This is a genomic window from Streptomyces sp. EDA2-14, from assembly GCF_054963755.1.
Genome location: NZ_JBUEGE010000013.1, coordinates 186771 through 206807, shown reverse-complemented (window position 1 = coordinate 206807; position 20037 = coordinate 186771). Strand labels below are relative to the sequence as shown.

27 protein-coding genes are annotated in these 20037 nt (G+C 70.5%); 15 read left to right on the top strand and 12 right to left on the bottom strand.

The window, feature by feature from the left end; translation table 11 throughout:
• Window positions 1-2: 2 nt before the first annotated feature.
• From ACY34M_RS27820 to ACY34M_RS27800, 5 genes are all read right to left on the bottom strand, one after another.
• Window positions 3-194, bottom strand: a complete 192-nt coding sequence (locus tag ACY34M_RS27820; protein ID WP_462722472.1) for a hypothetical protein — start codon at window positions 192-194, stop codon at window positions 3-5.
• On the bottom strand, window positions 191-805 hold the full coding sequence (locus ACY34M_RS27815) for a hypothetical protein (RefSeq protein WP_462722471.1): 615 nt from the start codon (window positions 803-805) through the stop codon (window positions 191-193). The genes ACY34M_RS27820 and ACY34M_RS27815 overlap by 4 nt, the downstream gene beginning before the upstream one ends.
• A complete protein-coding gene (locus tag ACY34M_RS27810) occupies window positions 802-1671 on the bottom strand; it encodes a hypothetical protein (RefSeq protein WP_462722470.1) in 870 nt (289 codons plus the stop codon). The genes ACY34M_RS27815 and ACY34M_RS27810 overlap by 4 nt, the downstream gene beginning before the upstream one ends.
• A gap of 104 nt (window positions 1672-1775) precedes the next feature.
• On the bottom strand, window positions 1776-2291 hold the full coding sequence (locus ACY34M_RS27805) for a hypothetical protein (RefSeq protein ID WP_462722469.1): 516 nt from the start codon (window positions 2289-2291) through the stop codon (window positions 1776-1778).
• A 49-nt stretch (window positions 2292-2340) separates the two neighbouring features.
• Complete coding sequence (locus tag ACY34M_RS27800; protein WP_462722501.1) at window positions 2341-2700, bottom strand: helix-turn-helix transcriptional regulator; 360 nt, start codon at window positions 2698-2700, stop codon at window positions 2341-2343.
• A 579-nt stretch (window positions 2701-3279) separates the two neighbouring features.
• Here ACY34M_RS27800 and ACY34M_RS27795 point away from each other — a divergent pair.
• The 7 genes from ACY34M_RS27795 (at window position 3280) to ACY34M_RS27765 (ending at window position 6242) form a co-directional block, all read left to right on the top strand.
• Entirely contained in the window at window positions 3280-3417 is a 138-nt protein-coding gene (locus tag ACY34M_RS27795; RefSeq protein WP_462722468.1) for a hypothetical protein, read from the top strand.
• The gene (locus ACY34M_RS27790) at window positions 3414-3968 is read left to right on the top strand and encodes a hypothetical protein (RefSeq protein ID WP_462722467.1); all 555 of its coding nucleotides are present in this window, start codon (window positions 3414-3416) and stop codon (window positions 3966-3968) included. The genes ACY34M_RS27795 and ACY34M_RS27790 overlap by 4 nt, the downstream gene beginning before the upstream one ends.
• Window positions 3965-4141, top strand: a complete 177-nt coding sequence (locus tag ACY34M_RS27785) for a helix-turn-helix domain-containing protein (RefSeq protein ID WP_462722466.1) — start codon at window positions 3965-3967, stop codon at window positions 4139-4141. The genes ACY34M_RS27790 and ACY34M_RS27785 overlap by 4 nt, the downstream gene beginning before the upstream one ends.
• Window positions 4142-4384: 243 nt before the next feature.
• Entirely contained in the window at window positions 4385-4786 is a 402-nt protein-coding gene (locus tag ACY34M_RS27780; RefSeq protein ID WP_462722465.1) for a hypothetical protein, read from the top strand.
• Window positions 4787-4829: 43 nt separating this feature from the next.
• On the top strand, window positions 4830-5435 hold the full coding sequence (locus tag ACY34M_RS27775) for a phage tail tube protein (RefSeq protein ID WP_462722464.1): 606 nt from the start codon (window positions 4830-4832) through the stop codon (window positions 5433-5435).
• Between the two features lie 115 nt (window positions 5436-5550).
• Window positions 5551-5841: a hypothetical protein gene (locus ACY34M_RS27770; RefSeq protein ID WP_462722463.1), complete on the top strand. Its 291-nt coding sequence runs from the start codon at window positions 5551-5553 to the stop codon at window positions 5839-5841.
• Between the two features lie 65 nt (window positions 5842-5906).
• Window positions 5907-6242, top strand: coding sequence for a hypothetical protein (locus ACY34M_RS27765; protein WP_462722462.1), 336 nt, complete (start codon window positions 5907-5909; stop codon window positions 6240-6242).
• A 17-nt stretch (window positions 6243-6259) separates the two neighbouring features.
• On the opposite strand, the gene ACY34M_RS27760 is transcribed toward ACY34M_RS27765, so the two are convergent.
• On the bottom strand, window positions 6260-6682 hold the full coding sequence (locus ACY34M_RS27760; RefSeq protein WP_462722461.1) for a hypothetical protein: 423 nt from the start codon (window positions 6680-6682) through the stop codon (window positions 6260-6262).
• 42 nt (window positions 6683-6724) lie between these two features.
• Here ACY34M_RS27760 and ACY34M_RS27755 point away from each other — a divergent pair, with 42 nt between their 5' ends.
• From ACY34M_RS27755 to ACY34M_RS27720, 8 genes are read left to right on the top strand one after another with little or no spacing between them, the layout of a single operon-like run.
• Window positions 6725-7315 (top strand): hypothetical protein, encoded by a 591-nt coding sequence (locus tag ACY34M_RS27755; RefSeq protein ID WP_462722460.1) that lies wholly within the window; start codon window positions 6725-6727, stop codon window positions 7313-7315.
• Between the two features lie 34 nt (window positions 7316-7349).
• Window positions 7350-8339, top strand: coding sequence for a hypothetical protein (locus tag ACY34M_RS27750; protein WP_462722459.1), 990 nt, complete (start codon window positions 7350-7352; stop codon window positions 8337-8339).
• Window positions 8340-8378: 39 nt separating this feature from the next.
• Window positions 8379-9218, top strand: coding sequence for a hypothetical protein (locus ACY34M_RS27745; RefSeq protein WP_462722458.1), 840 nt, complete (start codon window positions 8379-8381; stop codon window positions 9216-9218).
• Window positions 9205-11601, top strand: coding sequence for a hypothetical protein (locus tag ACY34M_RS27740; protein WP_462722457.1), 2397 nt, complete (start codon window positions 9205-9207; stop codon window positions 11599-11601). Before ACY34M_RS27745 ends, ACY34M_RS27740 begins: the two co-directional genes overlap by 14 nt.
• Before the next feature lie 49 nt (window positions 11602-11650).
• Window positions 11651-11815: a hypothetical protein gene (locus tag ACY34M_RS27735; RefSeq protein WP_462722456.1), complete on the top strand. Its 165-nt coding sequence runs from the start codon at window positions 11651-11653 to the stop codon at window positions 11813-11815.
• Window positions 11812-12459, top strand: coding sequence for a hypothetical protein (locus tag ACY34M_RS27730; RefSeq protein WP_462722455.1), 648 nt, complete (start codon window positions 11812-11814; stop codon window positions 12457-12459). Before ACY34M_RS27735 ends, ACY34M_RS27730 begins: the two co-directional genes overlap by 4 nt.
• A gap of 8 nt (window positions 12460-12467) precedes the next feature.
• Window positions 12468-13328, top strand: a complete 861-nt coding sequence (locus ACY34M_RS27725; protein WP_462722454.1) for a peptidoglycan-binding protein — start codon at window positions 12468-12470, stop codon at window positions 13326-13328.
• 14 nt (window positions 13329-13342) lie between these two features.
• Entirely contained in the window at window positions 13343-13591 is a 249-nt protein-coding gene (locus ACY34M_RS27720) for a hypothetical protein (RefSeq protein ID WP_462722453.1), read from the top strand.
• Between the two features lie 75 nt (window positions 13592-13666).
• Here ACY34M_RS27720 and ACY34M_RS27715 read toward each other — a convergent pair whose 3' ends face one another.
• From ACY34M_RS27715 to ACY34M_RS27690, 6 genes are all read right to left on the bottom strand, one after another.
• On the bottom strand, window positions 13667-14128 hold the full coding sequence (locus tag ACY34M_RS27715; RefSeq protein WP_462722452.1) for a heat shock protein transcriptional repressor HspR: 462 nt from the start codon (window positions 14126-14128) through the stop codon (window positions 13667-13669).
• A 5-nt stretch (window positions 14129-14133) separates the two neighbouring features.
• Complete coding sequence (gene dnaJ / locus ACY34M_RS27710) at window positions 14134-15324, bottom strand: molecular chaperone DnaJ (protein WP_462722451.1); 1191 nt, start codon at window positions 15322-15324, stop codon at window positions 14134-14136.
• A gap of 48 nt (window positions 15325-15372) precedes the next feature.
• Entirely contained in the window at window positions 15373-16050 is a 678-nt protein-coding gene (gene grpE, locus ACY34M_RS27705) for a nucleotide exchange factor GrpE (protein WP_462722450.1), read from the bottom strand.
• Window positions 16047-17906, bottom strand: coding sequence for a molecular chaperone DnaK (gene dnaK, locus ACY34M_RS27700; protein ID WP_462722449.1), 1860 nt, complete (start codon window positions 17904-17906; stop codon window positions 16047-16049). Before dnaK ends, grpE begins: the two co-directional genes overlap by 4 nt.
• A 171-nt stretch (window positions 17907-18077) precedes the next feature.
• Window positions 18078-19052, bottom strand: coding sequence for a glycosyltransferase family 4 protein (locus ACY34M_RS27695; protein WP_462722448.1), 975 nt, complete (start codon window positions 19050-19052; stop codon window positions 18078-18080).
• Window positions 19049-19912 carry an NAD-dependent epimerase/dehydratase family protein gene (locus ACY34M_RS27690; protein ID WP_462722447.1) on the bottom strand — a complete coding sequence of 288 codons (864 nt, stop codon included), beginning with the start codon at window positions 19910-19912 and terminating at the stop codon, window positions 19049-19051. The genes ACY34M_RS27695 and ACY34M_RS27690 overlap by 4 nt, the downstream gene beginning before the upstream one ends.
• Window positions 19913-20037: the final 125 nt, after the last annotated feature.

The window sequence follows — 20037 nt, the reverse complement described above, 5'->3', positions numbered from 1 at the left end:
CGTCAGTCCTTGCCCTGGCGCGACCGATGGCTGAACGGGTCGGGGAACGGTGTCACGGGGTCGGGTCTGTGGCGCTCGACCCGTTCCCGGCGGTCGGCTTCCTCCGCGCGGGCATGCCAGAAGCTCAGCCCGCCGGCCAGGAGCATCGTCAGCACGAGCGCGACCGTCAGCATCACGTTCAGGCGCCTGCTCACAGCTCCCCCAGCACTGTCTTCGCCACGGCCACAGCCGCATCGCGCGCGCGGTCCGGGCTGCTCGGCTCGGCCGTGCAGTCGACGGTCAGCACGTCCCTGCCGAGCAGAACGGTCACCTCTGTCCGCACTCGATCCCGTTCACCGTGGCCGTGTCCCCGGCCACGGCCGGACGTGCTCTCGACAAAGGCCCGCTCCCCCAGTCCCGCCACCGAGCGCGGAGCGCTTCCGTCGCCCGCGGCGTACTCCCTCGCCCAGTCGAACGACTTCCGCGCCTCGTCCCAGCCGCTGTCGCGCCGCGTGACGCCATGCCGCTCCAGGCCGACCCGGACCGCCCCGTAGCGGCCCTCCTTCTTCCACCCCTTGCCGCTCGACACCTCGCACTCGGCCTCGTTGCGCACCTCGTGGCGCGGATCGGTCCGATGCTCCGCGCGGGGCAGCGGCACGATCCGGGCCCATTGCTCCGCGTCGACCAGGGCGCAGAGATCGCGTGGAGCCGCGTCGGCCGCGCCGTCCGAGCCCGCCACCACGCCGACGACCAGCCAACCGACGACACCGGCGGCCGCGATGCCCGCGCCGATCGCCGCGCGTGTCCAACCTCTGAGCGGGTTCATGCGTCCGGCAGCTCTCTCATGATCGCCTTCACCACGCGCACGGCGCCGGGTATCCCCTCGGCCAGCGAGGGGTCGCCGGACTGCCGGCGGAACAGCGTGTCCAGCTTCTGAACGGCTGCGGCCAGCTTCTCCACCTGCTGGAGGATCGCGGTGATCCGAGCCGACGCCTCGGCATCGCGCTCCGCGGCGATGACCATCGCACGCCATTGCAGAGGCTCCAGCCTGCGCTCCAGCTCGAGCCACTCGAAGAACTTGCCGTCCCTGACCGCCCGGCAGGCGCAGATCGCCTTGCATCCGAGCAGCACGCGTCTGGCCAACTCGCCCTCGACGCTGTTCAGATCACGCTTGAGTACGTAGCTGTGGTGCATGCGGCGCAGCACCTCCGCCTTGGAGGTCAGGCCGCGCACCATCGCCTTCCCCCGGTTCGGCACGTCGTCGTGCCACAGCGGGGCGCTCCTGAAGTACGCGTCGTCCCCGATCTCGAACCGGTGCAGCGGCTTCTGCTCCGGCCAGGACAGCGACGGGTCGATCATCGCGAGTTCTTTCAGGCGCCGCTCGTACTCCGACACATACATCTCGACGAGTTCGTCAAGGGCCTCGCCGCCCGCCTCCTGCACCGCCACAGCCCGCACGGCCACCGCGTCCTGCGGCGCGGCCCCGCTCCCGTCCCCGTCCTCGACAGCCGCGGCGTCCTCCTCCAGCCGCCCCAGAACGGAACTCGTCAACACCCTTGCCGCAGCCGACAGTTCACGCACCCGCTTCCGGTCCGGATGTTCCGCGGCCACCTCCAGCAGGCCGCCGGCTGCCCGCCGCAGGTCCCGCGCGAGCCCTTCCACTCTCGCCTCCACGCTCTCCCGCTCACTCATCCGCTCTCACTTCCTCAGACTCGACCTCGACTGCACACTCACCGGCTCCCCGCCCGTCGCTGGAACCCTGTGACGGGGGAGAGCCCACCGGGGCAGCCGCCCGCCTACGGTCGATGGCGCCCCCGCGACCTGAGCCGGTGCGGCATCAGTTCGCGGACTTCCGCCTCGGCCGCGCCGACGACCGGTAAAGGGAACTCGTCACGCGCCCCGTTCTCGGTCCGGTCGCCGTGGCCCGCGTGGGCTTCGCCGTCCACGCGCTCCCCGTCGGTCCGCCCTCCCCGGTCGGACTGCGCGGCGTCGGCGGCGCGGTCGTGCTCGCTCTCGTCCGCGCCGCCGTTCTCCGTCGCCTCCCCGTTCTCGGCGACGCGCAGTCGTGGGCCCGGCGCCCGCGGCGGCGCACCGGGATCGGTGTCGTGGCCGAGGCCGGGTGCTCCGTCCTCCCCTGACACCAGCCGCGCATGCTCCTGCCAGCCGAGGCGGAACCAGTCCGCCCGCTCCCGCTCGGCCTCCTCGACGGTGACGACACGGAGGGCCGCGGGGCCGAACTCCGCCATCTTCCGGCCGAGTTCCACGACCAATTCAGCGGCGCGGCGCCGCGCTTCGGGCTCTTCGCCACCCATACGCCCCTGCCCCTTCGTCCCCCCATGGACCTCATCACTGACCAGCCAGTCAGCCGCCTTCCGGCAGGAACTGCTTCGCCACCCGGACGAAGGTGTCCCGCAACTCCGGCGGCACTCCCATGCGTCGGGCCGCCTCCTCAGGTGACAGACGCACCCCGTCGGCCTCTCCATTCCCTTGCGGGCTTTCGCCAACCGGCAGGTCCGTCTCGGTGAGCCGCCCCGACCGGATCAACATGTCCCGAACCGGTACACCCAGGGCCACCGCGAGCCGCCGCATGGTCTCCAGATCCGGCATGCTCTGCCGCTTCAACAGCCGGCCGACGGCGGCCCGGTGGACCCCGGCATCGTCCGCGAGCCGCGATTTTCCGCCACCTCGCGGGCTGTCGATGGTGTAGCCGCGCTTCCGCATCAGGCCCTCGACCCAGGCCGCGAAGGCGTCCAGGCCGGGCGGTTCACCGCCGGGCCCCTGGTCAGACCCCTCGACCGGACTTTGCTCCGGTTCCCGCTCGATGTGGGCTCGTGCCCACGAGCCACCGCTCATGACGCTGATCTCCCCTCGTCGCGGGGCACAGCGTACCGAGCGCGCGCGCATCAAAGCTGTGCGCGCACGCACACAGTTCAGGGGATCTGTACAACAGGCGTCCCGGAGCGACCAGTTGGTGCCCTGAACGACCACCCCTCCCTGTGTCTCGTACACATCGGACCAACTTGCGCACGCGCACGCAACATGCCACTGTCGTCACGCGTTCGCATGTGTCGAACAAATATTCCCATACGTGGGGAGGCGCTGCACGTGTCAAGCCCGATGATTCTTTCAATTTCCTTGCTGACCAGGGTTTTCACCCGTCACGACGAGGAACTCGACTGGCGCAGATCTGCCGCCTGTGCCGAACTACCCCAGCATCACGTCTTTACACGGAGCCCTTCCGAGGCCGCCCCTACGTTGCGAGCCTGCAACAAGTGCCCGATCCGGCTGGAGTGCGAGGCCGTGGTGGACCCGGCCCACACCTGGTTCGACGGCGTCTGCGCGGGACGCCTGTGGCGCAACGGGCGCGTGGTCGACCACCAGGAACAGGATCACCAGGAACCGAGCGAGCACAGCGAGGAGAGCGAGCCCCGGCCATGACCCGTACCGACCACGACACCCGCGAAGCCCTCCGCTGGCTGCGCACCCTCGCCGAGCGATTCCCGCTGCTGCTCGCCGAGTTGGCCCCGGCCCCCGCCGCCGGGACACCCCGCCCCGGCGCCTCCGGAGGAAGCCGCGACGGCGGCCGAGCCCCGCTGCGGCTCTACGTCTCCGACACCCTGCGCGACGTCACCGACGGCGTCGTCGAACTGGAGGAGGCGGTCCGCGAACGGCTCGGGCTGCGCCCCACGCGCCCGTCCCCCGCCCCCGTCCCCGTACGGCTGCGGCGCCTCGCCGAACTCCTCGACCAGGTCACCGACGTACCCGACCTGTACGCGCACGTGATCAGCGAGACCCGCCGGATGGCCGGCCGCTGCGCCCGCGCGAGCGGCGACCCCGAGCAGCTCGTACGGATCCCAGGCCGCTGCCCCGCCTGCGACTCGGTCTCACTGCGCGCACTCCCGGAACGGGCCGTGGTGATGTGCGTGAATCCGGCCTGCCGCCACGTACTCGACGAGGCGGACGAGAAGGGCGAGGGGAGCGTCGGATGACGTACGTGACCGGCGAACTGGCCGCCGCCGAGGCGGGCGTCGCGCCCGCGACCATCCGCAAGTGGGTCCAGCTCGGGCACCTGCCGCCCGCCGGGAAGCAGGGCCGGCGGACGCTGTACCGGCTCGAGGACGTGTTCGCCGCCGAGCGGGTCGCGCACGGCAGAAGAAAGTGACTTCACCCTGATCCACAAGGGCCCGTCGACCTGTGTCGGCGGGCCCTTCCACATGCCACAACCACAGCCACCACCAGGCCAGTTGCGGGATTCGGGGCCCCGGATCACACTTTAAGCAGCGGCAGAGCTGCGCCCGGAGACCGGGCGGCGGTCCTGCCGCTTTGTGTTGCCCGGATTCCCTCGTCGCGGTCGCGATCCGGGCGCGAACGCCGCGCGACTCCCCGTATCCGAAGGAGCGTCCATGTGGCCGTCCTGAACTTTCCCGACGTCGAGATGCTCGTCGTCGACTTCCTCAAGAACCGCACCGAAATGTCGGGCGTGACCGTCGACAACCGGCCGCCCGCCGGGTTCGACGGCACCCAGAAGACCGTCCTGGTCTCCAGGGCCGGCGGCGCCTGGGTCGACGACCTGGCGCTCGACCACCCACTGGTCGACCTGGAGGTGTACGCGGCCGACAAGACGGTCGCACACGGCATCTCGCTCGCCGCCCGCGCCTGCGCCGTCGAACTGGAGGGCACGACGTACGGCACCGCGCTCGTCACCGACGTCGCCGAGGCGGACGGGCCGCGCTGGCTGCCCGACTACAACCGCCCGGCCAGCAGCCGGTACCTCACGACGCTGCGCCTTTCGATCAGCCCCGCGTAGCCCACCACACCCCTCAACCCACCGTCACGTACAAGGAGTTCGCATGCCTTCTCCCAACACCAGCTCACAGATCCGCGTCGCCGGCACCGGCAAGGTGCTCGTCGCCCCGTACGGTGCCAGTCCGGCCGTCGTCGGCCCCATCGACACCAAGGCGGCCTGGCCGACCGGGTGGACCGAGCTGGGGTACACCTCCACCGACGGCGTGAAGCTGGCCAAGAAGGACAAGATCGACCAGGTCGACGGCTGGCAGTCGGTGAGCGCGCTGCGCTACATCTACTCCGACCGCGAGCTGACGCTGAAGTTCCAGCTCATGCAGTTCAACAAGACCACGCTGCCGTTCTTCATGGGCGGCGGGTCGACGGCCGCCGTCGCCACCACCGGCGCGGAGGCGGGCACCTTCAAGTACGACCTGACCTCCAACCCGTCGGCCGACGAGCGTCAGCTCGGCTTCGAGTTCACCGACAGCAAGGGCGGGTCGCCGGTCGTCTACCGGCTGCTCGTGCCGCGCGGCCAGGTCACCGAGACCGAGGAGATCTCGATGACGCGGACCGGTGCGCTGAAGCTCGGCGTCACCTTCACGGCGTTCGCCCAGGACGACACCTCCCAGCCGCTGGCGACGTGGCTGATGAAGGACGACGCGTACGTGTAACCGGGCCCGGGGCCGGGGCCGCACGGCCCCGCCCCTCCTCTTCGCGGCCCGGCGCCCGCCCCGCGCGGGCGCCGGGCCGCGCCCATCCCGCTGATCTCACCCAAGGAGCGCACCCATGCCCGGTTTCGACGTCAACGCCGCCCGCGCCCAGCGCCTGGAGGCGCTCGGCCGCACCTGGTCCTTCCAACTCGACGACGACACGTTCGAGTTGCCGACGGAACTGGGCCGCGCGATGGCCCGCAAGCTGCGTGATCTCGACGACAACGACATCGACGGCCTGTTCCGACTCCTCCTCGGCGACCAGCAGTTCGCCCGCTTCGAGCAGCACGACGTCACCATGCAGGACATCGCCGCGATCCTGGAGGCGTACGGCAAGGAGACCGGGCTCGGCCTGGGGGAAGGCTGAGCCTCGGCGAGCTCGTCGAAGAGCACGCCGGGGCCATCGAGGCCGACCTGCTGCGCCACTACGGCGTGGACCTGCTGGACTGGCACCGCGGCGAGCTGTCCTCGCGGCGGCTCGCGGTGCTCGTCGAGCACCTGCCGCGCGACAGCGCGCTCGCGCGGGAACTGCACGGCGAGTCGGCCGAATGGTCCGTGAGCGACTATCTGCTCGCGCACGCCGTGGACCAACTCCAGGAAGCCAACTGGATGTTCGCCACCGTCAATCGTGACGAGGACAACGAACCGCTCGATCCCCCGACCCCCGTACCACGGCCCGGTCAGCAGGCCCCGCCCGATACGGACACGCCGACGGTGGCGCCGGACGCACTGCCCACCCCACAGGAGATGCGGCGCTTCTTCAGCTGAGATCTTCGCCAGAGCCATTAGCTGGGAGCTACGGCTCCGATCACAATGGCGGCCACGCCGAGAACCAGATAGGTGAGCGGGATCCCCCATCCGCGCATACGCGGATATTTCCCTGGAGGGTAAAAGAACACCGCGTACTCCGGATCGTAGTCGACGGCTACAAGCTCCCCGACTTCAAAGATCCGGCCATCAAATTTCCGCGGACGACCCCCTGTCCATTCACCTCCCCCGCCGGGCTGCGGAACTGCCCCTTTCCCTCCGGTCGCACGAAACTGGTAGCAGGTGCCGGTCGGTGTCTCAAAGGAATCAAGGATCTCTACATCTCGGGTCACTTTCCTCCGGTACTCACCAAGAAGAGACAGGGCGAGGGTGATGCTCCAGGCTATTCCGCCCACGCCGCCGCAAATAAGGAGAATCCTATATACAACCCCTGGAATCATGGGCAGATGCTACCAAGGCACACCATACAAAGGTAGAGAGAAATGCCAGAGAAGAGTCCCGCCCAACTGGACAAGGAAATCCAGGAACTTCGGGCAAGCATTAAATCCGCAGCCCTCAAAGGCAGCAAGGGTGACCTTGCGACTCAACAGTGGGTACAGAACGAAACGGCACCCAAGCTCTGGGAGAAACACAAGGAAGAAATCGTCACACTTTCCATCGCATACGTTTTTGCCAAATTCGAACTACCCGCACTTTTCAGCCTGGAACCAGCCGTGGAACGACTGTTCGCCAAATGGGGCATAGAACGCGGAAAGCTCGGTTTCCTGAAGAAGCTGAGCGCTGCGGAAATGAACCGGCGAGATCAGGAAATCCAGCAGGCCAAGGACCGGCTGGTTCGCATGGAAAGAGGGATGGGCCGACTCCAGGACCTCACCACGAGTGCCCACAGGAAGATCGGCAACTCCAACGTGCGCATCAACGCCCTGGAAAGGCGAGTCTCCACGGCGTCCAGGGCGGACACCCGCTCCCGCCAGCAAGTACGCGCCAGCGCCTCACCAAATCTCAGTGGTTCCACGACTCAACTGCAACGTCTTGAGGCTCGCGTCGACGCCCTGACCGTCGCTCTCGGATGACCCGGACAACCGTCCCGCAAGGAGGTGATCGCCCATGAATCTCAAGCAGGCGCTCACGAACGCCAGTACCGGCATCAGCCGGCTCAGCAGCCGTTCGACCAGCGCGAGCACGGCAGTGACGCGGCTCAAGACATCTGTCACGCAGAGCCAGAGCGCCGTCAACAGGCTCGGCACGGGTGTGCGTTCGGCCAACACGTCACTCGGCAGGTCCAAGACGTCCACCGACCGTTTCAAGTCGTCCCTGGACAAACTCAGGTCGTCCGCCACCAAGTCCCAAACCGCACTACGCAATGTGAAGCGCCAGTCCGACGCCGTAGAGAAGTCCGTCGGCAAGGCAGGCAAGTCCGCCACCGGTGGCGGGAAGTCGATGACCGGGCTCGGGAAGGGACTGAAGGGGGCGACGCTGGCGCAGAAGGGGCTCAACATCGCCATGAAGGCGAATGCCTTCGGGCTGATCATGACCCTGCTCGCGCCGATCATCAGTCAGTTCATCAACATGGACAAGGTCGCCAAGGTCCTCGCCAAGGGCGTGAAGTGGGCCTGGAATGCCATATCCGGCGCCATCAAGTCCCACTCCGGGCCCATCAAGGCCGTCATGAAGGGCATCATCAACGCCTTCACGGCCCTGCCCCGCGCCTACATCGGCGGCATGAACGCCATGATCGGCGGTCTGAACAAGATTCACGTGAAGATTCCGGGCTGGGTGCCGGTCGTCGGCGGCAAGGAATTCGGGATCAATCTGCCGAGGATTCCGAACATTCCGACGCTCGCAGAAGGTGGCGTCATCGGCGCGCGGACCGGCGGACGGCTCGCCGTCGTCGGTGAGGCCGGGGAGGACGAGGCGGTCATCCCGCTGTCCAAGCTGAGCGCGATGCTCGGGCACCACCCGGGCGGCGGGGCGGCCGTGGAACGGCTCGCCGCAGCCGTCGAGAAGCTCGCCGACCGACCCGTACACATTCAGGTCGACTCGCAGACCATCGCCCGCGCCGTGTTCCTGGGCCAGCGCCAACTTGCCCGCCGTTGACGGCAGATGACCCGACAGACACTGAAAGGGGTGTGAATCGTGGGCAGCAATCTGTGGATCGGCGCTCCCGGATCCCTCTACGAGATCGATCAGGCCACCACGTCCTTCGACCGCAGCGCCGACCTCGGCGTGGCCGAGTTCAAGTCCCTCGGCGGCCTCGTCACCGTCACCCGCACCGCGTCCACCACCCGCCGTACGAAGCTGAGCTGGGACCGGTTGCCGCCCGCCGACGCCCGCGCGCTCGACCGGCTGGCGCGGCGGATCGACGGTCCTGGCCCGCTCGTCCTCATCGACCCGGTCGCCGGCAACGTGCTCGGCGCCGCCCAGGCCGCCGGGCGCGGTGTGGCGGGCGCCGGGGACGTCAGCGGGCTCGACCAGTGGTTCAAGGTGTCGACGACCGGCACCGTCGTCGAGGTCGCGGCCGCGCCCGGCACCTTCGCGTTCACCGCCGCCGACGCGACCAGCAAGCTCGCCTGGCGGTGCGTGCCGTGGCAGGGCAACTTCCCGGTGGCGCCCGGCACCCGCATCTCGTTCCGCGCGCCGAGCGCCATGGCCGCGCTGGGGACGGTCGGCGTGAACATCGACTTCAAGAAGGCCGACGGGAGCTATCTCTCCGGGCCTTCCACGACCGGCCCGTACGTCGCCGCGACCGTGCCCGCCGGGGCCGTCTACGCCACGCCCTGCGCGATGCCCGGCACGGCCGGTACGTACTCGCTGGCCGGGGCCTGCCTCTCGTACGCCGACGGGGCCGCCCACACCGTCCCCGGCGACGGCCTCCCGCAGCTCGCCGTGACCACGTACACCGATACCCCCGGCCTCCCGCTGCCCTACCGCAGCATCAACCTCGAACTCGTGGAGGTGTCCCGTGCAACAGGCTGACCCGGCCACGGAGGCCGCGCTCGGCACCGGCGAGCGCACCGCCACGCACACCACCCGGCTCGGCGGCCAGGATGTCAGCGATCAGGTGCAGTCCTGGGAGCTGGAACGTTCGTACGCGACCGATCTGCCGGCCGCGATGCGCGCGTTCTCGGGGAGCTCGTCGGCGCAGCTTCAGCTCCAGCTCGGTGGCAGTGGAGCCGAGTTGGCGCCGGAGCTGTACTCGGCGTGGGCCGACCGGGCCACCGGCGACCTCGCCCGCCCCGGACAGAGTGTCGTCCACGAGACGGGAGTCGGGGCCGGTGGCACTCTGCCGTCGTTCCGCGGCACCCTGCGCAACCGGTCCGCCGCGTCCGGCACCGACACCGTGCAGCTCACCGCGCTCGACGGCGCCGAGCGGCTCCGCTCGCCCGCCGAACTCCCGCGCCCCTACACGGGGTTGTACTGGGGGCGGCCCGTCGCCACCGCCACCTGGTGCGTCGACGAGCTGCTGCGCCAGGCCGGGTTCCTGACCAGTCCGCCCGCGCGGGCCCCGCAGTTCGTCGCGGGCGCGCCGCTGACCCTCGTGCACGCCACCCTCCACGGCGGCTTCGCGACGTCGTACGGCATGCCGGAGGACCTCCCCGACCCGCGGCACTACACGTGGGCGAGGACCGGGGCCCCGCACGAGATGGCCCTCGTGCCGCGCGGGCTCCCGGCGGGCGAGACCGGCGTCACGGCCTCCTGGTTCCCCCGCAGCCGCGTCACCGTGCCGGGCAGCAGGCTGCTCGCCGAGGCGTGGGTGAACACGGCCGTCGGCATCGGCTCCACCGTCCGGCTCGACCTGGAACTGAACCGCACCGGGACCGCGAACGGCACGCTGTCCCTCGCGCTCGACTTCACCAAGGGCACGGTCACGGCGTGGTCGCTGAGCAGCGACGCGGCGGTGCCGGGCGGCGGGCTCACCTGGAGCCAGAACGCCACCGCGATGAAGGCGCAGCGCGGCGTGTGGCACATCGGCGCGTACGTCGATGTGTACGCGTCGACCGGTGGCCGGGCGCTGCCGCAGGTCACACCGCTGCTCACGGCGCCCGACGGCACCACGTGGGTCGGCGGCGTCGGCGCGTTCACCGCGGCGAACGGTCCGCAGCCCGTCGCCGAGCTGCGCAAGATCAGGCTCACCACGTCGATGGCGACCGAAGGCGTACAGGTCACGAGCGGCCTCGCCGCCGTTCCCGGCGTCGCCGAGTTCACACAGGCCGGGACCTGGGACAAGACCGCCGACCTGGACGACGCGATCCTGCCGTTGCGCACCATCCCCAAGGTGTCCGGTTCGCAGTGGGAGGCCATCGGGCAGATCGCCAAGGCGAGCATGTCGACGGCCGAGCTGGACGAGCGCGGACGCTTCCGCTGGCGCAACTTCACGCGCTTCGCGACCACGCCGACCAGCCCGGATCTGACGCTCACCTCGGTGCGGTCCATCGCCGCGCTCACGGTCACCGAGGAGATCGACGCCTGCCGCAACTACTGCGTGCAGCCCGCCGCGGACTGGAGCGCGGTGCGCACCGTCGCGGGGGACGTGATCACGGACTCGGTGGTGCGGGAGATCCCCGCGGGCGGCTCGCTCACCGTCAACTACATCTTCGGTGAGGACGAGTTGGACGTCGGCCCGCCCGACACCGACGACGACTCCGTCGCCACGGCCGGCTCCTCGTTCCGGGTCGCCACGCAGAACGCGGCGGGGACCACGGCCGTGAAGGGGGCGGTCGACGCGCTGGTGCGGCGGGAGAACGGGGTGATCGTGCTGCGCCTGACCAACCGCACGGCGTCCCGGCTCTACACGGTCGACCAGAAGGGGGCGCCGTCCATCCGGATCATGCCGATCCGGCCCGACCGTGATCCGGTGGAGCGCCAGGCCGTCTCGTACGTCGCGGGCAGCGACAGCGAGAAGTGGTACGGGCGCCAGGAGTTCTACGGAGACCAGTCGGAGTGGGTGCAGGACCTGGGCGCGGCGAAGGATCTGGCGCAGGCGATGCGCTCGGCCGGTGAGCTGCCGGTCCCGGTCCTGGAGGACGTGCAGGTCCTGTACGACCCCCGGATCCAGCTCGGTGACGTCGTGCGGGTCGTCGACACGTCCGGGGCGGCGCTCGACACGCTGGCGTGGGTCGTCGGGATCACCGCGTCCGCGGCGGCGGGTGGCGGGGTTCAGCAGACCCTCAGCCTGCGCGGTGTGGCGGCGAACGGAGTGCCGGCCGACACGGGCCTCGCCCCGGACACCCCGGCCCTCCCGCCGGCGCCGGACCTGTCCCGCACGTACGCGTCGGTGTCCACGTCCTACGCGACGCTGGCCGCCATGCGCTCGGCGAACCCGACGTGGTCGGACGTCCGCCGAGCCGCAACACCTTGACGCCCCGGATCCCGCACCCACCCGACCCGTCCACCCCACGGAGTGCACCGTGCCAGACGCCCCGGACGCCCCCACCCCCGTAGAACCGCCGGAAGCCCTGCTCCAGGAGATCGCCGCGTACCAGGAGCCGGACCCCGTCGAGCAACCGTCACCGGGCGATGCCCTGTTGACCGTCACCGTCGATCCCGTCCCGCCCCAGGAGGACACCCCGTGACCACCCAGTACACACCGATCAGCTCGCTGCCCTACCCGCAGGCCACCGACCCGGCCGACCTGCCCGCCCACCTCAAGGCCCTGGCCGACGCCGCCGACGCCCGCCTCGTGATGCGCTTCCCCGACACCGCGACCCGCGACGCCAAGGTGCCCGCCCCGGTGGCCGGCATGATCGCCTGGATCGGCAGCCCCGGCCGGATGATGTACTACACCGGCTCCGCGTGGGTGCCACTCGCCCCGGTCCCGGTGTACCGGGTCAACGTCGACGACGGCGACACCACGTCGACCTCGTACGTCGAGACCCTCGCCAACGCCTCGGGCGACCCGATGGCGGCGACGTTCACCGTCCCGGCCTCGGGCCAGGTCATCGTCACGGTGGGCAGCTACATCAGGTCGTCCGCCGCCTACTCGTCCTACATGTCGGCCAACATCCGCAACGCGTCCAACACCGTCGTCCTCGCCGCCGACGACAACCGCTCCGCCGCGTCGTCGCTCAACAGCCGCAGCTCGGTCTCCGCCCAGTTCCTCGTCACCGGCCTCACCGTCGGCACGACGCACACGGCGACCCCCGCCTACCGCTCCGGCAACGCCTCGAGCACGTCGTACTTCGACACCCGCTTCATCCGCGTCGACCCGATCCCGTAGGAGCACCGGTGGCAACACCCCTGAGCGCTCACGCCTTCGCCCGCGCCCTGCGCGACGAGGGCGTGAGCGTGCGCGAACACTCCAACTGGCAGACCCACAACCGCAATCACAAGGGCGCGTGGGGTCCGGTCAACGGCGTCATGCTGCACCACACCGCAGGCCGCGACAGCCTCACCCTCTGCCGCGACGGCACCGCCACGCTGCCGGGCCCGCTCTGCACGGGCCTCGTCGCGAAGGACGGCACCGTCCACCTGGTCGGCTACGGCCGCACCAACCACGCGGGGTCCGGCTCGGCCGCCACGTACGCGGCCGTACGCGCCGAGCGCGTCCTGCCCTCCCCACCGGGGCCGGACTCCGTCGACGGCAACATCCATTTCTACGGCTTCGAGATCGAGAACCTCGGCAACGGGCAGGACCCCTACCCCTCACCCCAACTCACCGCCGTCGAGCGGCTGGCCGCCGCCCTGTGCCGCGCCCACGGCTGGACGGCGGCGAGCGTCATCGGCCACAAGGAGTGGACCCGGCGCAAGATCGACCCGACGTTCTCGATGAGCGGCATGCGCACCCGGATCGACGCCCGGCTCGGCGTCCGCCCCGTGCCCACTCCCGCCCCGCACTCCCCGTACGCGGAGTTCCCCGGCGCCGCCTTCTTCGTGCCGGGCCGCCGCGGCGCGCTGATCACGGCGGTCGGGCGGCGGCTCGTCGCGGAGGGCTGCGGCCGGTACCGGGTCGGGCCCGGACCGGTGTGGACGGAGGCCGACGTGGCCTCGTACGCGGCCTGGCAGCGCAAGCTCGGCTATGCGGGCGCGGACGCCGACGGCGTTCCCGGCCGCACCAGTTGGGACAAGCTGCACGTGCCGCGCGCATGAGAGGAGACGGAGGAGTGGGTGAACAGGTCGATGTGGCCCTGGAACTGGAACGCCTGCGGCGCTCCGTCGATGTCGGATTCGCCGCCACCCAGGGCAATCTGGCGCTGGTGCTGCAGCGCGCCGACCAGACGGACAAGACGCTGGGCGAGCACGAGGACCGCCTCGACGCCCTCGAACGCTCCCGCTGGCCGCTGCCCTCCCTCGCGGCGCTCACCTCGTGCGCCGCGCTGGTGATCGCGGTGTGGCAGTCCGCGGGGAAATGAGGACGCCCGAAGTGGGGCACACGAAGGGGCCCGGAGGTCTTGTGACCTCCGGGCCCCTTCACGCGTGAGTGCGGGCTACTGCTCCGACGACCGCTTCGGCCGCCACACCACCAGCGCGCTCGTCTGCTGGACCTCCTGGTACGGGACCAGGTCCCGGCGGTACGAGGCGTGCACCGCCGCCTCTCGCTGCTGGATCGCGGAGGCCGCGCTCTCCACTGCCGCGGAGAGTTCGGCCACTCTGGACTGCAACGCGGTGACCTGGTTCTCCAGCTCGATGATGCGCTTGATGCCGGCCAGGTTGATGCCTTCGGCCTGCGACAACTGCTGCACCGTACGGAGCAGTTCGATGTCGCGGGCCGAGTAGCGCCGGCCGCGCCCGGCCGTGCGGTCGGGCGAGACCAGGCCGAGGCGGTCGTACTGGCGCAGGGTCTGCGGGTGCAGGCCGGACAGCTGTGCCGCCACCGAAATGACGTACACCGGCGTTTCGTCGGTCAGTTCGTACGGGTTGCTGCGCCGACGACCCGGCTGCCCGTCCATCACACTCACGCTCCCTTCGCGGCCTTGAACAGTTCTGCCCGCACGTCGGTGTCCTCAGTCGCCTTGCGGAACGACTCGAGGGCCGAACGGGCATCCTCCGAAAGCTCCCGGGGGACGGCCACCTCGACCGTCACCAGCAGGTCTCCGCGCGTGCCGTCCTTGCGGACGGCGCCCTTGCCGCGGGCCCGCATCGTCCGCCCGTTCGGCGTGCCCGGGGGCAGCTTCAGGGTGACGGCGGGGCCGCCGAGCGTGGGCACCTTGACCTCGCCGCCGAGCGACGCCTCGGTGAAGGTCACCGGGACGGTGACCGTGAGGTTGTCGCCCTTGCGGCCGAAGACCGGGTGGGCGTCGACGTGCACGACGACGTAGAGGTCGCCCGCGGGGCCGCCCCGCTCGCCGGGTGCGCCCTTGCCGCGCAGGCGGATGCGCTGGCCGTCGGAGACACCGGCGGGGATGCGCACCTGCATGGTGCGGGAGGACTTCGCCCGGCCGCTGCCCTTGCAGGTGTCGCAGGGGGTCTCGGCGATCAGGCCGCGGCCCTTGCAGTCCACGCACGGGTCGGTGAGCGAGAAGCCGCCACCGCCGCCCCGCGAGACCTGTCCTGTACCGACGCAGGTCGGGCACACCCGCGGCGTGCCGTTCGCGTCGCCGGTGCCGGAGCACGCCTTGCAGGGGGCCTGGGACGACATGCGCAGCGGGACCGTGGCCCCGTCCACCGCCTCGGTGAAGCTGAGCGTCACCTCGGACTCGATGTCCTGGCCACGGCGCGGCTGCGTACGCGTGCCCGCGCCCGCGCCGCCCCGGTTGAACAGGCCGCCGAACACGTCGCCGATGCCACCGCCGAAGCCGCCCGGACCGCCGCCCTGCCCCTGGGGGCCGCCTCCGAAGAGGTCGCCCAGGTCGAAGTTGAACGATCCGCCGCTGCCGGCGCCGCCGGGTCCCGGACGGAACCCGCCGCTGCCGAACAGGGCGCGCGCCTCGTCGTACTCCTTGCGCTTCTTGGGGTCGCCGAGGATGTCGTTCGCCTCGGAGATCTCCTTGAAGCGCTCCTCCGCCTTGTCGTTGCCCTTGTTGGCGTCGGGGTGGTTCTCGCGGGCGAGCTTGCGGTACGCCTTCTTGATCTCGGCGTCCGTGGCGTCCTTCGGGACGCCGAGGACCTTGTAGTAGTCCTTCTCGATGAAGTCCTTGGTGCTCATCGGCCTCGACGTCCCTCCTCACTCACTTCGATCAGTACGTGCCCTGCGTCAGCCCTCGTCCGGGCCACCGGTGTCCTTCTCGTCGTCCTTGGTCTCGGACGACTCGTCGGACTTGCCCTGCGCGCCCGGCTGCGGCTCGGCCACGGCCACCCGCGCGGGGCGGATGGTGCGCTCGCCGATCCGGTAACCCGGCTGCAGGATCGCCACGCAGGTCGTCTCGGTGACGTCCGGCGCGTAGCTGTGCATCAGGGCCTCGTGCACGGTCGGGTCGAAGGGCTCGCCCTCCTTGCCGAACTGCTGAAGGCCCATCTTCGCGGCGACCGTCTCCAGGGATTCGGCCACCGACTTGAAGCCGCCGACGAGCTCGCCGTGCTCACGGGCACGGCCGATGTCGTCGAGGACGGGCAGCAGCTCGGTCAGGAGGTTCGCGACGGCGATCTCCTTGACCGTGACGCGGTCCCGCTCCACACGGCGCCGGTAGTTCTGGTACTCGGCCTGGAGCCGCTGGAGGTCCGCGGTGCGCTCGTTGAGCGCGGTGCGCACCTGGTCCAGCTGCGCCGTCAGGCCCACATCTGCTGCGGACTGAGCGGAAGCGGTGGAGTCCCCGGCCGGGGCCGCCCCCTCCTTGTCGGAGGGGGCGGCCTGCGGCTCGGCGTCCTCGGGGGTGGCGCCGGAAGGGACTTCAGGCTTCTCGCTCTCGCTGAAACCCGGGGTCTCTTCCGTCACGCGGCACCGTCCTTGCGGTCCTTGTCCTCGTCGACGATCTCGGCGTCGACGACGTCGTCGTCGGCCTTGGCGTCACCCTGCGGGGCGTCGCCCTGCGGAGCGTCACCGGCGGCCTGCGCGCCCTGGGCGTCGGCGTACATGGCCTGGCCCAGCTTCTGCGAGACGGCGGCGACCTTCTCGGTCGCGGTGCGGATCTCGGCCGAGTCGTCGCCCTTGAGCTTCTCCTTCAGCTCGGTGACGGCCTCCTCGACCTCGGTCTTGACCTCGGCGGGAACCTTCTCCTCGTTGTCCTTGAGGAACTTCTCCGTCTGGTAGACGAGCTGCTCGCCCTGGTTGCGGGACTCGGCGGCCTCGCGGCGGGCGTGGTCCTCGTCCGCGTACTTCTCGGCCTCCTGGCGCATCCGGTCGACCTCGTCCTTCGGCAGCGAGGAGCCACCGGTGACGGTCATCTTCTGCTCCTTGCCCGTGCCGAGGTCCTTCGCGGTCACGTGCATGATGCCGTTGGCGTCGATGTCGAAGGCGACCTCGACCTGCGGGACGCCACGCGGGGCCGGCGGCAGACCGGTCAGCTCGAACATGCCGAGCTTCTTGTTGTACGCCGCGATCTCGCGCTCGCCCTGGTAGACCTGGATCTGCACCGACGGCTGGTTGTCCTCGGCCGTCGTGAAGATCTCGGAGCGCTTCGTCGGAATCGTGGTGTTCCGCTCGATGAGCTTGGTCATGATGCCGCCCTTGGTCTCGATACCAAGCGACAGCGGGGTCACGTCGAGGAGCAGGACGTCCTTGACCTCGCCCTTGAGGACACCGGCCTGGAGGGCGGCGCCGATGGCGACGACCTCGTCCGGGTTCACGCCCTTGTTGGCCTCGTTGCCGTCGGTCAGCTCCTTGACCAGGTCGGCGACGGCGGGCATACGGGTCGAACCACCGACGAGAACGACGTGGTCGATCTCGGAGAGGTTGATGCCCGCGTCCTTGATGACGTTGTGGAACGGCGTCTTGCAGCGCTCCAGAAGGTCGGACGTGAGCTGCTGGAACTGGGCGCGCGTGAGCTTCTCGTCCAGGTGCAGCGGGCCCTCGGCGGACGCCGTGATGTACGGCAGGTTGATCGTGGTCTCCGTGGAGGAGGACAGCTCGATCTTCGCCTTCTCGGCGGCCTCGCGCAGGCGCTGGAGCGCCATCTTGTCCTTGCCCAGGTCCACGCCGTGGCCGTTGTTGAACTGCTTGACCAGGTAGTCGACGACGCGCTGGTCCCAGTCGTCACCGCCGAGCTGGTTGTCGCCGTTCGTGGCCTTCACCTCGACGACGCCGTCGCCGATCTCCAGGAGCGAGACGTCGAAGGTGCCGCCACCGAGGTCGAAGACCAGGATGGTCTGGTCGTCCTTGTCCAGGCCGTAGGCCAGGGCCGCGGACGTCGGCTCGTTGACGATACGCAGGACGTTCATGCCCGCGATCTCGCCGGCTTCCTTCGTCGCCTGCCGCTCGGAGTCGTTGAAGTAGGCCGGGACGGTGATGACCGCGTCCGTGACCTTCTCACCGAGGTAGGACTCCGCGTCGCGCTTCAGCTTCTGCAGGATGAACGCGGAGATCTGCTGCGGGTTGAAGTCCTTCCCGTCCAGGTCGATCTTCCAGTCGGTGCCCATGTGGCGCTTCACCGAGCGGATGGTCCGGTCCACGTTCGTGACCGCCTGGCGCTTGGCGACCTCGCCGACCAGCACCTCGCCGTTCTTCGCGAAAGCGACGACGGACGGCGTGGTCCTGGCGCCCTCGGCGTTCGCGATGACGGTGGGCTCACCGCCCTCCAGAACGCTGACGACGGAGTTAGTCGTGCCCAGGTCGATGCCGACCGCACGTGCCATTTCGATTCCTCCAGCTACCTACTTGAGTGGAACTGGCTCAAGACTGCAACACCCTCCCCCTCGGCGTCAACAGACCTGAGTCCCGCTCACTCAAGTTTTATCCTGCCCTTATCGGCAGACCACTGGAAGCACCTCTCTGACCTGGGCTTTTATCGGACGGTGTGGAGAAAATTACGCTGCGAGCGAGGCGTAGACCCGCTCGGTCCGCTCGGTCCAGACCGCTTCCCCGTACCGCTTCGCGTACACCGCGCGGCAGTGCTCGCGCAGCGTCGGGAAGATCTTGGCGGCCACGTCGAGCGCGTCCGGCAAGTGCGCGTCCAGGGTGGTGACCGTGCCGGTGCCCTCGGACCGTACGGCACGCGGCACCGCCGACACCCCCGCCGCGTCCAGGGCCAGCACCGGCAGCCCCGCCGCGAGCGCCTCCGCGTACACGAGCGGCACCGCACGCCGGGTTCCCCGCCCCGGCAGCACGATGCCCCGGTACCCCGGAAGCGCCCGCCTCAGCGCTCCCCGCCCCACGGCCCCGCACCACCGCACCGACGCCGGCGCCGCCGCCCGGCACCGTCCGTCCAGGGGCCCCGCCCCGACCATGTCGAGCCGCTCACCCGCGGGCCAGCGGCGCAGGAGTTCGAGCGCGCCCGGCTCGGGTGCGAGCCGCCCGACGCACACCCACGCGTCCCCCGCCTCGACCGGCGGCTGTTCGACGGTGGGTACGAAGTCGGGCACCACGTCGAGGCGTTCGCGGGGCAGCCCGGCGCGCACGCACGCGTCCCTGCCCTCCTCCGAGCCGACCACGAGGCGGTCGGCCCGCCGCAGCAGCGGATCCTGCCGCGGACCACCGCGCGCCGCCCACGCGAACTGGAGCGCGGCGAACCGGGATCCGCGGTGGGGGACGTGCCGCAGGGTGGCGACCACGGGCCCCGTCCACCCGGTGATCCAGGCGCGGCCGAGGGCGGGGAACAGGTGGTGCACGTGCACCAGGTCGGGGCCGAACGCGCGGAGCGCGGAGAGGGGGTCACGGCCGCGCCCGTTCGCCGAGACGAGGCGCACCTCGTGTCCGGCGCGGGTGAGCGCGGCGACCTGGTCGAGCACGGCCTCGTCGGCGCCGCCGGGGGCGCCGAAACCGTGCACGACCGCGATCCTCACGACCGGGCCTCTGCCGTGGCGGCCGTACTCCCGGCCGCACCCACGGGGGTCGTGACCACGCCGAAGGCGCTGCCCGCGTCGACGAGGGCCGCGTCCACGATGTCGAGCAGCCCGAGCCCGGCGACCCATCCGGTCAGCTCCCGCAGGGGCCCCGCGTCGGGCACGGGCCCCTCGGGGCCGTAGGCGCCCTCCTCGTACGGGAGGAAGCGGAGCGGCGACGGGGAGCCGGAGCGCTCCACGACGACGCCCGCCAGATCGGCGACGGCGGTCTCCTGCTCCCCGCTGACGTCGAAGGCGCGGCCGGCCGCGGCGGGCTCGGCGAGCAGCCTCAGCAGCGCGTCGACGGTGTCGGCGACGTGCGTGAAGCGGAGCCGCCGGGTGCCGTCGCCGTGGAGGGTGAGCGGCAGCCCCGCGACCGCCTGTTCGGCGAGGCGCGGCACGACGGCGCCGCGCGCGGGCGACTGGCGGGGGCCGACGGTGTGGTGGAGGCGGGCCACGGTCACGCCCGTGCCGTGCACCTCGTCGTGGGTCTCGCCGCCGGAGACCAGAAGCAGGCGGCGGCCGTGCTCGTGCGCGGCGCCCGCGACGGGGCGGGCACCCCCGGTGGCCAGGTGGACCACCGCGTCGCAGCGGCCCGCGAGCTCGGCGACGAGCCGGGCGTCGAGGGCCGAGCCGCGGACGAAGCGGAGCCGTGGGCTGGGCCAGGCGGCGGCGAGGTTGGCGCGGTCGCCCGTGGACAGGTCGTCGAGGACGACGACGGTGTGTCCCTGAGCGAGCAGCGCATCGGTGAGGTGCGAGCCGACGAAGCCCGCGCCTCCGGTGACCAGAAAAGTGGAGGGTGTCGTCAACGGTGCGCTCATCCCCATAAGTTATTCCGTTATGTCCAAATATGGGGTGAATAACACGATCCGCTTTGGCACTCCCCCGCGACCCCCCGCACCCCCGTACGGCCCAGCACAGGGTTACCTGGGCGACACAGATCACC

What these genes read in the sequence shown, in the direction of transcription:
- ACY34M_RS27815 (WP_462722471.1), bottom strand. Translation starts at nt 805, where the DNA reads ATGAACCCGCTCAGAGGTTGGACACGCGCGGCGATCGGCGCGGGCATC.
- ACY34M_RS27810 (WP_462722470.1), bottom strand. Translation starts at nt 1,671, where the DNA reads ATGAGTGAGCGGGAGAGCGTGGAGGCGAGAGTGGAAGGGCTCGCGCGG.
- ACY34M_RS27805 (WP_462722469.1), bottom strand. Translation starts at nt 2,291, where the DNA reads ATGGGTGGCGAAGAGCCCGAAGCGCGGCGCCGCGCCGCTGAATTGGTC.
- ACY34M_RS27800 (WP_462722501.1), bottom strand. Translation starts at nt 2,700, where the DNA reads ATGCGGAAGCGCGGCTACACCATCGACAGCCCGCGAGGTGGCGGAAAA.
- ACY34M_RS27790 (WP_462722467.1), top strand. Translation starts at nt 3,414, where the DNA reads ATGACCCGTACCGACCACGACACCCGCGAAGCCCTCCGCTGGCTGCGC.
- ACY34M_RS27785 (WP_462722466.1), top strand. Translation starts at nt 3,965, where the DNA reads ATGACGTACGTGACCGGCGAACTGGCCGCCGCCGAGGCGGGCGTCGCG.
- ACY34M_RS27775 (WP_462722464.1), top strand. Translation starts at nt 4,830, where the DNA reads ATGCCTTCTCCCAACACCAGCTCACAGATCCGCGTCGCCGGCACCGGC.
- ACY34M_RS27770 (WP_462722463.1), top strand. Translation starts at nt 5,551, where the DNA reads ATGCCCGGTTTCGACGTCAACGCCGCCCGCGCCCAGCGCCTGGAGGCG.
- ACY34M_RS27760 (WP_462722461.1), bottom strand. Translation starts at nt 6,682, where the DNA reads ATGATTCCAGGGGTTGTATATAGGATTCTCCTTATTTGCGGCGGCGTG.
- ACY34M_RS27755 (WP_462722460.1), top strand. Translation starts at nt 6,725, where the DNA reads ATGCCAGAGAAGAGTCCCGCCCAACTGGACAAGGAAATCCAGGAACTT.
- ACY34M_RS27750 (WP_462722459.1), top strand. Translation starts at nt 7,350, where the DNA reads ATGAATCTCAAGCAGGCGCTCACGAACGCCAGTACCGGCATCAGCCGG.
- ACY34M_RS27715 (WP_462722452.1), bottom strand. Translation starts at nt 14,128, where the DNA reads ATGGACGGGCAGCCGGGTCGTCGGCGCAGCAACCCGTACGAACTGACC.
- dnaJ (WP_462722451.1), bottom strand. Translation starts at nt 15,324, where the DNA reads ATGAGCACCAAGGACTTCATCGAGAAGGACTACTACAAGGTCCTCGGC.
- dnaK (WP_462722449.1), bottom strand. Translation starts at nt 17,906, where the DNA reads ATGGCACGTGCGGTCGGCATCGACCTGGGCACGACTAACTCCGTCGTC.
- ACY34M_RS27690 (WP_462722447.1), bottom strand. Translation starts at nt 19,912, where the DNA reads ATGAGCGCACCGTTGACGACACCCTCCACTTTTCTGGTCACCGGAGGC.